Below are 13,732 nucleotides of genomic sequence, written 5' to 3' on the forward strand. Positions count from 1 at the left end.
ACAACGGCGGGCGTTTAGCGAGAGAGTCCCATGCCCGAGATTTATCATTACCTACAACAATTGGTTAACGGCCTGACCGTCGGCAGCACCTATGCGCTGATCGCGATCGGCTACACCATGGTCTACGGCATCATCGGCATGATCAACTTCGCCCACGGCGAGGTGTACATGATCGGCTCGTACATCGCCTTCATCGCCATCACCCTGCTGGCGATGATGGGGCTGGACAGCGTTCCGCTGATGATGCTCGCCGCATTCGCCGCCAGCATCATCGTCACCAGTGCCTTCGGCTACAGCATCGAGCGGGTCGCCTACCGCCCGTTGCGCGGCGGCAACCGCCTGATCCCGCTGATCTCCGCGATCGGCATGTCGATCTTCCTGCAGAACGCCGTGATGCTCTCGCAGGACTCCAAGGAAAAGGCCATCCCGACCCTGCTGCCCGGCAACTTCGTGTTCGGCGAAAGCAGCATGAACGGCGTGGTGATCTCCTATATGCAGATCCTGATCTTCGTCGTCACCTTCCTGGTGATGTTCGGCCTCACCCTGTTCATCTCCCGCTCCCGCCTGGGCCGCGCCTGCCGCGCCTGCGCCGAGGACCTGAAGATGACCAACCTGCTGGGTATCAACAGCAACAACATCATCGCCCTCACCTTCGTCATCGGCGCCGCCCTGGCCGCCGTCGCCGCGGTGCTGCTGGGCATGCAGTACGGCGTGATCAACCCCGGGATCGGCTTCCTCGCCGGGATCAAGGCGTTCACCGCCGCGGTGCTCGGCGGCATCGGCAGCATCCCCGGCGCCATGCTCGGCGGCCTGCTGCTGGGCGTCGCCGAAGCCTTCGGCGCCGACGTGTTCGGCGACCAGTACAAGGACGTGGTGGCCTTCGGCCTGCTGATCCTGGTGCTGCTGTTCCGACCTACCGGCATCCTCGGTCGTCCGGAGGTGGAAAAAGTATGAGCCAGTCCCTCAAGCGCGCGCTGTTCAGCGCCCTCCTCGTGATCCTGGTGTCCTATCCGATCCTAGGCCTGAAGCTGCGCACCGTCGGCATCAAGCTCGAGGTCCTCGGCGCCGATGCGCAGACCCTCTGGACCATCGCCGCGGCCGCCCTGGCCATGTTCGTCTGGCAGCTGTTCCGCGACCGCATCCCGCTCAAGCTGGGTCGCGGCGTCGGCTACAAGGTCAACGGCAGCGGCCTGAAGAACTTCCTCAGCCTGCCATCGACCCAGCGCTGGGCGGTCCTCGCCCTGGTCGTGGTGGCTTTCGTCTGGCCGTTCTTCGCCTCGCGCGGGGCGGTGGACATCGCCACCCTGATCCTGATCTACGTGATGCTCGGCATCGGCCTGAACATCGTGGTCGGCCTGGCCGGCCTGCTCGATCTCGGCTACGTCGGCTTCTACGCGGTAGGTGCCTACACCTACGCGCTGCTCGCCGAGTACGCCGGGTTCGGCTTCTGGACCGCCCTGCCGATCGCCGGGATGATGGCCGCGCTGTTCGGCTTCCTCCTCGGCTTCCCGGTGCTGCGCCTGCGCGGCGACTACCTGGCGATCGTGACCCTCGGCTTCGGCGAGATCATCCGCATCCTGCTGCGCAACATGACCGAGATCACCGGCGGCCCCAACGGCATCGGCTCGATCCCCAAGCCGACCCTGTTCGGCCTGACCTTCGAACGCCGCGCGCCGGAAGGCATGCAGACCTTCCACGAGTTCTTCGGCATCGCCTACAACACCAACTACAAGGTCATCCTGCTCTACGTGGTGGCCCTGCTGCTGGTGCTGCTGGCCCTGTTCGTGATCAACCGGCTGATGCGCATGCCGATCGGTCGCGCCTGGGAAGCGCTGCGCGAGGACGAAGTGGCCTGCCGCGCTCTCGGTCTCAACCCGACCATCGTCAAGCTCTCCGCCTTCACCATCGGCGCCAGCTTCGCCGGTTTCGCCGGCAGCTTCTTCGCCGCCCGCCAGGGCCTGGTGACGCCTGAGTCCTTCACCTTCATCGAGTCGGCGATGATCCTTGCGATCGTCGTGCTCGGCGGCATGGGTTCGCAGCTCGGCGTGATACTCGCCGCGGTGGTGATGGTGCTGCTCCAGGAAATGCGCGGGTTCAACGAATACCGCATGCTGATCTTCGGCCTGACCATGATCGTGATGATGATCTGGCGTCCCCAGGGACTGCTGCCGATGCAACGCCCGCACCTGGAGCTGAAGCCATGAGCCGACCGATTCTCGAAGTGAGCGGCCTGACCATGCGCTTCGGCGGCCTGCTGGCCGTCAACGGCGTCAACCTGAAGGTCGAGGAAAAGCAGGTGGTCTCGATGATCGGCCCGAACGGCGCCGGCAAGACCACCGTGTTCAACTGCCTGACCGGCTTCTACCAGCCCACCGGCGGCCTGATCCGCCTCGACGGCGAGGAGATCCAGGGCCTGCCCGGTCACAAGATCGCTCGCAAGGGCGTGGTGCGGACCTTCCAGAACGTCCGCCTGTTCAAGGAAATGACCGCGGTGGAGAACCTGCTGGTCGCCCAGCACCGCCACCTCAACACCAACTTCCTCGCCGGCCTGTTCAAGACCCCGGCATTCCGCCGCAGCGAGCGCGAGGCCATGGAGTACGCCGCGCACTGGCTGGAGGAAGTCAACCTTACCGAGTTCGCCAACCGCAGCGCCGGCACCCTCGCCTACGGCCAGCAGCGACGCCTGGAGATTGCCCGCTGCATGATGACCCGCCCGCGGATCCTCATGCTCGACGAGCCGGCCGCCGGCCTCAACCCGAAGGAGACCGACGACCTCAAGGCGCTGATCGCCAAGCTGCGCAGCGAGCACAACGTGACGGTATTGCTGATCGAGCACGACATGAAGCTGGTGATGAGCATTTCCGACCATATCGTGGTGATCAACCAGGGCGCCCCCCTGGCCGACGGGACGCCGGAGCAGATCCGCGACAACCCGGACGTGATCAAGGCTTATCTGGGGGAAGCGTGAGCATGCTGAGTTTCGACAAGGTTTCCACCTACTACGGCAAGATCCAGGCGCTGCACGACGTCAGCGTGGAAGTGAAGAAGGGCGAGATCGTCACCCTGATCGGCGCCAACGGCGCCGGCAAGTCGACCCTGCTGATGACGCTCTGCGGCTCGCCGCAGGCGGCCAGCGGCAGCATCCGCTACGAAGGCGAGGAACTGGTCGGCCTGCCCTCCTCCACCATCATGCGCAAGAGCATCGCGGTGGTCCCGGAAGGCCGCCGGGTCTTCTCCCGCCTGACGGTGGAAGAAAACCTGGCGATGGGCGGCTTCTTCACCGACAAGGACGACTACCAGGTGCAGATGGACAAGGTGCTGGAACTCTTCCCGCGCCTGAAGGAACGCTACGAACAGCGCGCCGGGACCATGTCCGGCGGCGAACAGCAGATGCTCGCCATCGGCCGCGCGCTGATGAGCAAGCCAAAGCTGTTGCTGTTGGACGAACCTTCGCTCGGCCTGGCGCCGATCATCATCCAGCAGATCTTCGAGATCATCGAGCAGCTGCGTCGCGAAGGCGTCACCGTGTTCCTCGTCGAGCAGAACGCCAACCAGGCGTTGAAGCTCGCCGATCGCGCCTACGTGCTGGAGAACGGCCGGATCGTCATGCACGACACCGGCGCCGCCCTGCTGACCAACCCGAAGGTGCGCGACGCCTACCTCGGCGGCTGAGCACCGTCCCGCCGGAGACTTCAGCGCATAAAAAAACGGCCCTCACGGGCCGTTTTTTTATGCCGAGGCGTACCGGCTACAGGCCGTAGCGCTCGATAGCGTCCAGGTGCGGCTGGGTGTCGACCTCCGCCGCTTCCGCCAGGCGCAGCCAGCACATGCGGTGCGGCCATTGCCCGGTGGCCTCCTGCAACGCCTGGTGCAGGTCGCGCGGCGCCTGCTGCGCGGGTGTCGCGACGGTGAAGTAGATCGCCCGCAGTTCCTCGCCGCTGCTGGCATCAGTGACCTGATAGTCGCGGTTGCTGTGCACCCAGACCTTCCAGCCGCGCGCGTCGAGCGTTTCGCGGAAGGCGTCGAAGGCCTCGTCGCCCGGATAGACGCCGTCCACCAGCCAGCTCGGCGAGTAACCACCGCTCTCGAGGACGTGCACCACCGCATAGGTGGGAACGAAACGCTTGCGCTCCTCCTCGTCTTCCGGAGCCGGATAGATCAGGCCGGCGTCGAACACCACCCAGTCACCGACCCGCTGGCTGCGATTGCCCGGCGCGTTCTCGAGGACCCGCGCGGTCACCGGGCCGGTGCGCCGGGCGTAGTAGTCGAGCGCTTCGCCATCCTCGATGTAACGGACGATCACCCAGCCCCAGTCTTCCTCGATCGGTCCGTCGCCGGCGGCGAACTCCATGCCCATGCCGGCAGCGACCTCGCGCAGCATCGTCCAGTCGCGCGCGGCGCTGGCGGCGGTCATCTGGTCCCACTGCACCGACTGCGGCTCCTCCAGCTTGCCGGCCAGACGCTGGTAGGCCAGCGCCGCCTCGGCGAAGCGATCCTGCTCCATCAGCGCCTTACCCAGCAGGCTGTGGGCTCCCAGCGAGCCGGGAGAAATTTCCAGCACCGATTGGCAGGCGCGCTCCAGCTCCGGCCAGTCGTTGAGTTTCTCGGCCAGCTTGACTTCGCTCCACAGCGCGATCAGCGGCACGCTGTCGGCGTAGAGCCGGCCGAGGCGCTTGACCTGGTCGTACTCGCCGCGGGCCAGCAAGGCATTGAGCAGGTAGTAGGCCAGTTGCTGCTCCTCGTCGGTGTGGCGCTCGACGTACTCCCAGAGCAGGTCGATGGCCTCGTCGTCGGCGGAGCAGGCCTGTAGCGCCGAGGCGGCCACTTCGCGCAAGGCGGTGTCGTCGGGCCGCTCGGCCAGCGCCTGGAGCAGCCACTGCACTTCTTTCTCCGGGTTGCGCGGCGCGTCTTCGCGGCCCTGAGCAGCCAGCCAGTCGAGCAACTCCGCAGCCGGCACCGGCAGCTCCTGCTGCTGCGGCGCGGCATCGATCTCCTCCCTCAACCCGGCGAGCAACTGGCTGGCGCCCCGATCGCGCTGCAACTGTTGAGCATGCTGTTCGGCCAGCGCCAGGTGGCGCCTGGCGCTCCATACCGAACCGCGTTGCAACGCGAGGCGGATGGCCTGGCTGGCAACATCGATGACCACCCGGTGCGCGCCCTTCTGCGAGTAGTGTTCGAGCATCTGCTGCAGGCGCCCGCCGAAGTCCCAGGTGTTGCGCTCAGGGGTCCGTTGCAGCAGCAGGTAGACGGCGCGCAGCCAGATCGTACGGTAGCGCGGGGCAATCTCGGAGAACGGCAGCAGCGCCTCCAGGGCCTCCTCGTCGCGCCCCAGCAACGCCAGGCCGTGGGCCTTGTACAGACGCCGTGGCTGGCTGATGTTGTTCCACTCCGCGCCCTCGACCTTCTCCTCCATCTCGCCGATCAGGGCCAGCGCCTGTTCCGCGCGCCCCAGGTTCAGCAGGATCGCCACGCGCATCTCCAGGAGGCTGTCGAATACCTCCTCGCCGGCGGCGAGGATCTTCTTCTCCTGTTCGGCCAGGAAGGCCAGGGCATCTTCGCCGCGCCCGTCGTCGAGCAGCGCCTCGGCCTTCTCGTTGCTCAGACAGTGGAAGCAGGCCCAGGTCGGGTCGATCCGCGCCAGGGTCTCGTCGCACACCTCGATGCGTTCCTCCACCCAGCCCGGGCCGTCGACGTTGGCGTAGCACGACGCCAGGTCCTGGGTCACGCAGACCGACTGCGGGCAGGCCTGGGTGTCGTCGCGGTTGGCCAGTTCGAACAGGGAAACGGCGTCGGCCAGGGCGGTCTCACCCTCCAGTTGGTTGCCGACCCGGTTACGCATTTCCCAGTGGCGGACGAAGATTTCCAGCCACGGGTTGTTCAACGTCCGGCTCAGCGCCTTGACCTCCGGCAACAGCGCCTCGGCGCGCTCCACCTCGAGGTCGCAGACGTACGCGGTGAGTTCGTCGATCAGCCGCGCACTCTGCTCCTGGCCGGCCTCACGCAGGTCGGCGCGGAGCTTCTCCACCCAGTTCCAGATATCCATATGCTTCAGTCTCCATCAGGCGTGTTGCGAATTTTCTTATTGCCCCAGCAGGCGCTTCACCGAATCGGCGAGTCCGGCCAGGGCCTGGTTCAGCGAGGTCGCGGGCTGGCCGCGTCCCTGTCCGGCGATGATCACTTTGAACGAGCGCAGCAGCAACGCCGCATGGGCCGCTTCGTCGCGTTCCTCGCCGACGGCCGCGAGCAGCGCCTGCACCGCCGGATTGTCGAGGTTGACGTAGAGCCGGCTCGGCTGGCGATTGTCGAGCTTGCGGGTGAACTGCCGAGCCAGGCGCAACGCCGCGGTGGAAATACGCTTGTCGGCCTCGTCGTCCTCCAGTCGCCGCTTGAGTTCGGCGTCGCGGTCGGGCACCACCACAAGCGGCAATTCCTCGGGGCTGAAGCGGGCGATCACCAGTTGCTCCTCGGCGCCGCCCAGGTGTTCGGCCAGCCAGCCGGTCTCGCGCTCGGGCAGTCGGTCGAGGCGGAACAACTGGCGGTTGCCCTGCTCGGTGCCCAGCTCCACCAGGCGCATCCCCTTGGCCTGCGCCCAGCGACGGAGGAAGGGTACCACCGCATAGCGATTGCCATGGGCCACCGGTACGCCCATGGCACGGAACAGCATTTCCTCGAAGCCGCTGTCGTTGTCCAGCAGCACATGCACCGCTCCGCGCGAAAGGAGTTCGGAAGCCGGGAGGTCGCCCTGGGAGGTGGGTACGCGCAGGCTGTCCATCATCAGCGCGAATAGACGCTCGTCGCACAACGCCGCTCCCAGCAGGGCCTCGTTGTGCCGCAGCAGGACCCGCCGCCAGGCCTCCGGCTGCTGCCGCGCCACCTCGCCGAGTCCGGCGATCAGCGCCTCGGCCAGCGCATGCTGGATCGCCGCGTAATGGTCGTCACGCTGCAGGTCCTCGCGGCTGGCGGTGGGCGTCAGGCGGTTCGATTCGATCACCCCGCCGACGAACCCGGCCCAGGACGGCAGCAGGTCGCGGGCGTCATCGTCGAGCAGCATGCCGCGGAGGAAAACCGAGAGATTGCGGTTGTCGCTGGTGCCATAGGTGCCGCCGTCCTGGATCCACAGCAGGCCCTGCACGTCGACCCGCTCGTCCGGGCGCACCGGCAGGCAGCAGATCGGCTCGAAGTCGTGCTCGAAGCGTGCGGCGAACTCCAGGTCGCGGCGCTGCCGTTGCAGCGGGTGCAGCGCGGCGTCGGCGGCCAGCCGCCACGGCGGCGGCTCCGGGTTGATCGACTGGGCGTCGCCGCCGACGTGGATCGGCTCGCGCAGCAGCACGCAGTAGCGTTCGAGGATCTCGCGCAGGCGCACGGCCTGGGTCAGCGCACTGTATTCGTCCTGCAGTTCGAGGGTGATCTCGGTACCCACCGGGCGCGCCGGCATCGGCGTCACGCTGTATTGCTCGGCGTTGCTGGAGACGTAGCAGAAGCCCAGTTCCGGCTGCTGGTAGGACGTGGTCCGCACGCTGACCCGGCGGGCCAGGACGAAAGCGGAGAGGAAGCCCAGGCCGAACATGCCGATCAGCCCGCTGTCCTCGTGGCCGGACTGGCGCAGTCCGCGGGTGTAGCCGACGCCGACTGTGGCCAGGTAGGCGTGGATTTCGTGCTCGGTGAGCCCGGCGCCGGTGTCGACGATGCGCACGGTGTTGCTGGCACTGTCGCCGATCACCTCGATTCGCGACGGCCCTTGCCAGTCGGGCTGCTCCAGGCGGCGACGGAGGATCGAGTCGTGGGCGTTCTGCACCAGCTCGCGCAACGCCACGGTGGGCGTGGAATAGAGGTGCTTGCTGAGCACCGACATCACGCCGTTGAGGTCGACTCCGGCGCGACGGATCTGGGGAGTGTTCGATTGCGGAAAGCTGCTTTGCATGTCCCTATCCAAGCGTTCGATGAATGGCGTCCGCTCGCACGCGAGCGGTCCGGTGCGGGATTCTGCCACGTTCCGTCACGTTCCTTGTGCAACGACGTGCCCGCGATGAGCTTCAGGCCGCATGGAAGCGGCCCGGAGTGCAATAGAGCCGCGTCGCGGCGAAATGTTCAACCCTCCAGGCCGATCAATTGTCGCCGGCTGCGCTCGAACCAGTCGAGCAGGTAATCGGCGAGTACCTGGGTGCGCCGCGGCAGGCCGCCCTGGAACGGATGGACGAGGAACATCGGCGTGCTGCGCGTCTGGTAGTCGCGCAGCAACCAGGCCAGGCGGCCGTCGCCCAGTTCGTCGTGGACCATGTATGACGGCAGCCGGGCGATGCCGGTGCCGGCCAGCGCGGCCTTCTTCAACAGGCTGTAGTGGTTGCTGGCGAGAAAGCCGGCAACCCGTACCCGCTCCAGCCGATGGTGGCGGTGATAGAGCCACTCCTCGTGGCCGCTGTAGTGCGAGTTCAGCAGGCACTCGCGCTCGGCCAGCTCGGCCGGGCGTTGCGGCTCGCCGTGTCGCGCCAGGTAGGCGGGACTGGCGCAGGTGATTTCCTGCAGGACGAACAGCGGCCGCGCCACCAGCCGGGCGTCCTGCTCGACCCCAGAGCGAATCGCCAGGTCGAAGCCCTCACCAACCAGGTCGCGCAGGCCGTTGTACAGGTCCAGCTCGACGCGCAGCAGCGGATGGCGTTCCTGGAAGTCCTCCAGCAGTGCATCGAACAGGGTCTCGCCCAGCGAGACCGGGAGGGTCACCCGCACCCGTCCTTCCGCTCGCTCCTGCAAGCGCGCCACCGCCTGCCGCGCGCGCTCGGCCTGCACCAGCAAGGCCTGCGCCTCGGGCAGCAGCGCGGCGCCGGCGGCGGTCAGCGAAAGACGGCGGGTGGTGCGGTGCAAGAGGGTCACGCCGAGCTTCTGCTCGAGGACGCCAATGCGCTTCGACAGTTGGCCCTTGCTGCAACCGAGACGCTCGGCGGCGCGGGTGAAACTGCCCAGGTCGTGGAGTACGGCGAAGGCGGCGAGATCGTCCAGGTCCTTCACGATTGTTTCCCTATGAAAACGGTAGGTTGTCGATTGACAGGATTATCCATGGCAAAAGCGACTCTACACTGGAAACCACTCACCTTCACTCAACGAGAGGCCTGTATGAAAATCATCCTGATCGGCGCCAGCGGCACCCTTGGCAAGGGTATCGACAAAGAACTCGGCGAGCGCCACGAGATCGTCCGGGTAGGCCACAGCAGCGGCGATTTCCAGGTCGACATCAGCGACTCAGACTCCATTCGCGCCCTGTTCGAGAAAACCGGTCGCTTCGACGCGCTGGTCGCCGCGGTCGGCAAGGTGCACTTCGGCGCCCTGGAGGAAATGGGCGAGGCGCAATACCAGCTCGGCCTGCGCGACAAGCTGATGGGCCAGGTCAACCTGGTACTGCTCGGCCGCGAGTACGCCAACGACGGGGGCTCCTTCACCCTCACCAGCGGCGTGCTCGCCGAGCAGCCGATCCGCTTCGGCAGTTCGGCGAGCATGGTCAACTGCGCCGTCGAGGGCTTCGTCCGCGGCGCAGCCCTGGAGTTGCCGCGCGGCCTGCGCATCAACGCCGTCAGCCCGACCGTGGTCAGCGAGGCGCTGCCCGGCTACGCGCCCTACTTCCGTGGCTTCAAGCCGGTTCCGGCGGCGGACGCCGCGCTGGGTTACGCACGCAGCGTGGAAGGCGCGCAGACCGGCCAGGTGTACCGCATCTGGTAAGCGATATTTCTCAGGAGAAGCGGTCGGCGTAGCAGGTCGGCGAACTGCCCGGCTGCTGGCGGTCCAGCTCCTCCTCGAGGAACTCGGCCAGCACCACGGCATTGTTGTGCTGCTGGTCGTGGGCGCCGTAGAGCAGCGTCAGGGTGCCCTCCCGAGCGCTGTCGAGCAGGCCCCACCAATGTTCCGGGTGCGCCTGCAACTCGGCGCGGTAGTGTTCGCGGAAGCTGTCGAAGAGTGCCGGATCGTGGCAGAACTGCTTGCGCACCTCGTTGGAGGGCGCCACGTCCTTCAGCCAGTCGTCCATGGCCAGGGCCTCCTTGCGGATGCCGCGCGGCCACAGCCGGTCCACCAGTACGCGCCGGCCATCGGCGGGCGACGCCGGTTCGTATACACGCTTGCATTGGATCATCGATCGACTCCCTGGTTGCGATGAAGTCCGATCCGGACTTGAGCTAGGCCCGGACGCTCGGTAACGTGGGCGCATTTTCGATGGAGTCTTCCCTATGCGCCCTGCCCGTCTGCTGGTCTACAGCCTGCTCCCCTTGTTCGCCGCCTGCCAGGTGTGGAAGCCCGAATCGCCGAGCACCAGTGTAGACACCCGCTTCCAGGGCGAACTGGTGAAGATCAACGGCGCGCTGCAATTCCGCCCCTGTACCGAGAAGCGCCTGTTCAGCATCGAGGACGTGGCCAATACCGGCCTGCGCCGCGAAGCCGACAGCCTGTTCGACGACGGCGCCCAGGGCCTGTTCGTCGACCTGCGCGGCACCATGGGACCGGCCAAGGTCCGCGGTACCGACGGCAAGCTGGAGGTCAGCCGACTGTACCGCGTGCAGAACGAGGGCCCCGGCTGCGACGACCCGAACTTCAAGCTGCTGACCTTCGCCGCCAACGGCAACGAACCCTTCTGGAGCGCCAGGGTGAACAACCAGGGCCTGCGCCTGGACCGCCCGGAACACGAGACCCTGGCCTTGCCTTACGTCGCCGAGGAACTGCCGAACGGCAGCACCAGCTATTCCAGCGAGGCGAACGGCAAGAAGGTCGAATTGTGGATCGCCCCGTCGTCCTGCACCGACAGCATGAGCGGCGCCTTCAGCAGCTACTCCGCCGAACTGCGCATCGATGGCGAGACGCTGCGCGGCTGCGCCTATCCGGGCGCACTGGGCAAGTGAAGCGAGGGGCCGCGCAGCGGCGGCCCTTCCCTACAAGAGCAGTCCGGCCTGCTCCAGGCGCCGCCGCAGCGCCGTCAGGCCGCCCTCGTATTCCCAGTAGGCGACGCGCCCGTGGGAGGCGCTGACCAGCAGGTATTTCTCGCTGATCGACTGGATCCGTTCGATGCGCAGCAGTTTCTCGACGAAGCGTTCCTCGCCGATCTGCTCGACGATTTCCCGGTTGTCCGCGTCGTAGCCGTGGACCATGAAGGCGGCGCGCACCTTGAGGCGGATGAAACTCATCGCACGGCTCTGCGCTGGAGGGAAAGATTGCGATGGCACACTGTCGAGCGCCCCGAGCCGTTCGGTCGCCGCGCCGGATCGGCGTAGGTTTCCAGCTCGACGAAGCCGGCCTTGCGCATCATTCCCGCCGACGCCAGGTTCTCTTCGTGACGATCGATATAGACGTCCTCGATGCCTTCGTCGGCCAGTTGGGCCAGCACCGCCTCCAGCAACGCGCTGCCGAGCCCCTGGCCGGCCGCCGCCGGATGCACTACCGCCTCGCAGATGTAGGCCCGCGGCGCATCGGCACGCTGCGGCTGGTAATGGGCGAAATCCTCGGTGCGACGGAAGCTGGCGAACCCCAGCAGCCGATCGTCGCGCTCGGCCAGGACGGCACGTACCTCGCCGTCGGCGATGGCTCGCAGATGCGCACGCACCCCCTCCTCCGGCAAATGGTTCCAGGGATTCGGCCCGTGGCGCAGCAACAGGTCGGTCATGGCCTCGATATCGCCGGTTTCGGCAGCTCGCAAACGGTGCATATCCATTCCTTCAAAGTCCAGCCACCAGCAGCCCGTCGGGCAACGCCACGCCCCGCTCGATGCAGGCAGCCAGCGCCTCGACCAGGGGCTCCAGCGCATAGCCCTGCCTGGCCAGCCAGACCGGATCGTAATAGGTGGTCGCATAGCGTTCGCCGCCGTCGCAGAGAATCGCCACCAGCGAACCCTTCTCGCCGGCCGCGACCATTTGCCGTGCGGCCACCAGGGCGCCGATCAGGTTGGTTCCGCTGGAGCCGCCGACCCGCCGCCCCAGGCGTCGGGCCAGGTAATGCATGGCCGCCAGCGACCAGGCGTCCGGCACCTTGACCATCGCGTCGATCACTTCCGGCAGGAAGGACGCCTCGACCCGCGGCCGGCCGATGCCCTCGATCCGCGAACCGCAATCCAGGGTCAGGCCACGGTCGCCGCTGACATAGGCGTCGAAGAACACCGAACGCTCGGCGTCGGCGCAGAGTACCCGGGTGCAGTGCTGGCGATAGCGCACGTAGCGGCCGAGGGTCGCCAGGGTGCCGCCGGTACCGGGGCTGGAGATCAGCCAGGTCGGGGTCGGGTACGGCTCGTGGCGCATCTGCTGGAAGATTGATTCGGCGATGTTGTTGTTCGCCCGCCAGTCGGTGGCGCGCTCGGCATAGGTGAACTGGTCCATGAAATGGCCACCGCTCTCCCGCGCCAGGCGTTCGGACTCGGCGTAGATCTGGGTGGGGTCCTCCACCAGGTGGCTCTGGCCGCCGTAGAAGGCGATCTGGGCGATCTTTTCCTTCGAGGTGCTGGCCGGCATCACGGCGATGAAGGGCAGGCCCAGCAGGCGTGCGAAATAGGCTTCGGAAATCGCCGTGGAACCGCTCGATGCCTCGATCACCGGCGCGGCCGGCCTGAGCCAGCCGTTGCACAGCGCATAGAGGAACAGCGAGCGCGCCAGGCGATGCTTGAGGCTGCCGGTGGGGTGGCTGGACTCGTCCTTGAAGTACAGTTCGACGCCAGGCAGGCCGGGAGTCTCCAGGGGGATCAAATGGGTATCGGCGCTGCGCTGGAAATCCGCTTCGATGATGCGGATCGCCTCGCGGGCCCATTGGCGTTGGTCGACGGTCATGGAAACTCCTTCAGTTCAGGACGCCGGCAGGAGGCGGCGGCGGAGCGCTGCGCCACTGGCTGATGGCGACGCCGATGAAGACCATGCCGGCAGCGAGCATCTGCGGGCCGTTGAGGGTTTCGCCGAGGAACAGCGCGGCGAATACCAGGGTGAAGACCGGGATCAGGTTGATGAATCCCGAGGCCTGGCTGGCCGGCAGTCGACCGACGCCGAAGTTGTACAGGCCGTAGGCGCCCACCGTGACCACCACGCCGAGATACACCACCGCCTGGATCCCCAGCGCGCTGGGCTGGCTCGGCAGGTCGGCGCTGGCCAGCGCCAGCGGCAGGAAGAACAACGTGCCGACGAAGGCCTGCATGGCGGTCAGGGCGAATGCCGAGTAGCGCGCCGACAGGTGCTTCAGCAACAGGGTATAGCCGGTGGCGCAGATCATCGCGAGAAGTTCGAAGAAGTTGCCCAGCAGCGGCTGCGGCGCGTGCAGGTCGGGCTCGCCGGCGAGGCTCAGCCAGATCGAACCGAGCACCGCCAGGCCGAAGCCGATCCAGGTCATCCGACCGATCCGTTCGTGCAGCAGCAACCAGGCCCCCACCGCCACCAGCAACGGCAGCAGCGCGGTGATCATCCCGGCCTGGGCCGCGCTGGTGTATTGCAGGGCGAAGGATTCGCAGAGGAAGTACAGGCAGGGTTCGCAGACGGCCAGGCCGAGCAGGTACTTCCAGTCGCCCGAGCGGTAGTCGATGCGTCCCCGCCAGCGCCAGGCGACGAGGAACACCAGGCTGCCGAGGGCCATGCGACCGAAGATCACCCAGAGCGGCGGCAGTTCGCGGAAAGCGACCTTCAGCACCACGTACGAACTGCCCCACAGCGCCATCGCCAGGATCAGGCAGGCCAGGGCGAACCAGCGCGTCCGAGTCAAGGGAATCTCCACCACGGGCGCCGTCACGGCG

Annotated in this window: 14 protein-coding genes; 6 read left to right on the forward strand and 8 right to left on the reverse strand. The window is 66.8% G+C overall.

Annotation, left to right across the window (positions count from 1 at the left end; all coding sequences use genetic code 11):
• Positions 1–30 precede the first annotated feature (30 nt).
• The 4 genes from livH to AC1RB9_RS20300 are packed head-to-tail and all read left to right on the forward strand — an operon-like array spanning position 31 to position 3,672.
• Complete coding sequence (gene livH / locus AC1RB9_RS20285) at positions 31–954, forward strand: high-affinity branched-chain amino acid ABC transporter permease LivH (RefSeq protein ID WP_003086391.1); 924 nt, start codon at positions 31–33, stop codon at positions 952–954.
• Positions 951–2,204: a high-affinity branched-chain amino acid ABC transporter permease LivM gene (locus AC1RB9_RS20290; protein ID WP_003082131.1), complete on the forward strand. Its 1,254-nt coding sequence runs from the start codon at positions 951–953 to the stop codon at positions 2,202–2,204. Before livH ends, AC1RB9_RS20290 begins: the two co-directional genes overlap by 4 nt.
• A complete protein-coding gene (livG, locus tag AC1RB9_RS20295) occupies positions 2,201–2,968 on the forward strand; it encodes a high-affinity branched-chain amino acid ABC transporter ATP-binding protein LivG (RefSeq protein WP_003082125.1) in 768 nt (255 codons plus the stop codon). Before AC1RB9_RS20290 ends, livG begins: the two co-directional genes overlap by 4 nt.
• A 2-nt stretch (positions 2,969–2,970) precedes the next feature.
• Positions 2,971–3,672 carry an ABC transporter ATP-binding protein gene (locus tag AC1RB9_RS20300; RefSeq protein WP_003086389.1) on the forward strand — a complete coding sequence of 234 codons (702 nt, stop codon included), beginning with the start codon at positions 2,971–2,973 and terminating at the stop codon, positions 3,670–3,672.
• Between the two features lie 76 nt (positions 3,673–3,748).
• Here the strand turns inward: AC1RB9_RS20300 and AC1RB9_RS20305 are convergent, their stop codons facing one another.
• From AC1RB9_RS20305 to AC1RB9_RS20315, 3 genes are all read right to left on the reverse strand, one after another.
• The gene (locus AC1RB9_RS20305) at positions 3,749–6,043 is read right to left on the reverse strand and encodes a tetratricopeptide repeat protein (protein WP_003449025.1); all 2,295 of its coding nucleotides are present in this window, start codon (positions 6,041–6,043) and stop codon (positions 3,749–3,751) included.
• A gap of 36 nt (positions 6,044–6,079) precedes the next feature.
• Positions 6,080–7,990 (reverse strand): ATP-binding protein, encoded by a 1,911-nt coding sequence (locus AC1RB9_RS20310; RefSeq protein ID WP_078451395.1) that lies wholly within the window; start codon positions 7,988–7,990, stop codon positions 6,080–6,082.
• Positions 7,991–8,088: 98 nt separating this feature from the next.
• The gene (locus tag AC1RB9_RS20315; RefSeq protein WP_003082110.1) at positions 8,089–9,003 is read right to left on the reverse strand and encodes a LysR family transcriptional regulator; all 915 of its coding nucleotides are present in this window, start codon (positions 9,001–9,003) and stop codon (positions 8,089–8,091) included.
• A gap of 105 nt (positions 9,004–9,108) precedes the next feature.
• Here AC1RB9_RS20315 and AC1RB9_RS20320 point away from each other — a divergent pair, with 105 nt between their 5' ends.
• On the forward strand, positions 9,109–9,708 hold the full coding sequence (locus AC1RB9_RS20320) for a short chain dehydrogenase (RefSeq protein ID WP_003112511.1): 600 nt from the start codon (positions 9,109–9,111) through the stop codon (positions 9,706–9,708).
• A 10-nt stretch (positions 9,709–9,718) separates the two neighbouring features.
• On the opposite strand, the gene AC1RB9_RS20325 is transcribed toward AC1RB9_RS20320, so the two are convergent.
• Complete coding sequence (locus AC1RB9_RS20325) at positions 9,719–10,117, reverse strand: DUF488 domain-containing protein (protein ID WP_003449021.1); 399 nt, start codon at positions 10,115–10,117, stop codon at positions 9,719–9,721.
• A gap of 94 nt (positions 10,118–10,211) precedes the next feature.
• Here AC1RB9_RS20325 and AC1RB9_RS20330 point away from each other — a divergent pair, with 94 nt between their 5' ends.
• A complete protein-coding gene (locus tag AC1RB9_RS20330; RefSeq protein WP_003082099.1) occupies positions 10,212–10,877 on the forward strand; it encodes a COG3650 family protein in 666 nt (221 codons plus the stop codon).
• 30 nt (positions 10,878–10,907) lie between these two features.
• Here the strand turns inward: AC1RB9_RS20330 and AC1RB9_RS20335 are convergent, their stop codons facing one another.
• From AC1RB9_RS20335 to AC1RB9_RS20350, 4 genes are read right to left on the reverse strand one after another with little or no spacing between them, the layout of a single operon-like run.
• A complete protein-coding gene (locus AC1RB9_RS20335; RefSeq protein WP_003082096.1) occupies positions 10,908–11,159 on the reverse strand; it encodes a hypothetical protein in 252 nt (83 codons plus the stop codon).
• On the reverse strand, positions 11,156–11,677 hold the full coding sequence (locus AC1RB9_RS20340) for a GNAT family N-acetyltransferase (protein ID WP_003082093.1): 522 nt from the start codon (positions 11,675–11,677) through the stop codon (positions 11,156–11,158). The genes AC1RB9_RS20335 and AC1RB9_RS20340 overlap by 4 nt, the downstream gene beginning before the upstream one ends.
• 10 nt (positions 11,678–11,687) lie before the next feature.
• On the reverse strand, positions 11,688–12,785 hold the full coding sequence (locus tag AC1RB9_RS20345; RefSeq protein ID WP_003123175.1) for a PLP-dependent cysteine synthase family protein: 1,098 nt from the start codon (positions 12,783–12,785) through the stop codon (positions 11,688–11,690).
• Between the two features lie 10 nt (positions 12,786–12,795).
• Positions 12,796–13,701 carry a DMT family transporter gene (locus AC1RB9_RS20350; RefSeq protein WP_003449018.1) on the reverse strand — a complete coding sequence of 302 codons (906 nt, stop codon included), beginning with the start codon at positions 13,699–13,701 and terminating at the stop codon, positions 12,796–12,798.
• Positions 13,702–13,732: the final 31 nt, after the last annotated feature.

This window comes from Pseudomonas sp. 20-5, from assembly GCF_056782835.1.

Bases quoted from the DNA above. Each gene is read 5' to 3' on its own strand.
- AC1RB9_RS20345 (WP_003123175.1), bottom strand. From the start codon at position 12,785: ATGACCGTCGACCAACGCCAATGGGCCCGCGAGGCGATCCGCATCATC.
- livH (WP_003086391.1), top strand. From the start codon at position 31: ATGCCCGAGATTTATCATTACCTACAACAATTGGTTAACGGCCTGACC.
- AC1RB9_RS20300 (WP_003086389.1), top strand. From the start codon at position 2,971: ATGCTGAGTTTCGACAAGGTTTCCACCTACTACGGCAAGATCCAGGCG.
- AC1RB9_RS20290 (WP_003082131.1), top strand. From the start codon at position 951: ATGAGCCAGTCCCTCAAGCGCGCGCTGTTCAGCGCCCTCCTCGTGATC.
- AC1RB9_RS20320 (WP_003112511.1), top strand. From the start codon at position 9,109: ATGAAAATCATCCTGATCGGCGCCAGCGGCACCCTTGGCAAGGGTATC.
- AC1RB9_RS20325 (WP_003449021.1), bottom strand. From the start codon at position 10,117: ATGATCCAATGCAAGCGTGTATACGAACCGGCGTCGCCCGCCGATGGC.
- AC1RB9_RS20305 (WP_003449025.1), bottom strand. From the start codon at position 6,043: ATGGATATCTGGAACTGGGTGGAGAAGCTCCGCGCCGACCTGCGTGAG.
- AC1RB9_RS20340 (WP_003082093.1), bottom strand. From the start codon at position 11,677: ATGCACCGTTTGCGAGCTGCCGAAACCGGCGATATCGAGGCCATGACC.
- livG (WP_003082125.1), top strand. From the start codon at position 2,201: ATGAGCCGACCGATTCTCGAAGTGAGCGGCCTGACCATGCGCTTCGGC.
- AC1RB9_RS20335 (WP_003082096.1), bottom strand. From the start codon at position 11,159: ATGAGTTTCATCCGCCTCAAGGTGCGCGCCGCCTTCATGGTCCACGGC.
- AC1RB9_RS20330 (WP_003082099.1), top strand. From the start codon at position 10,212: ATGCGCCCTGCCCGTCTGCTGGTCTACAGCCTGCTCCCCTTGTTCGCC.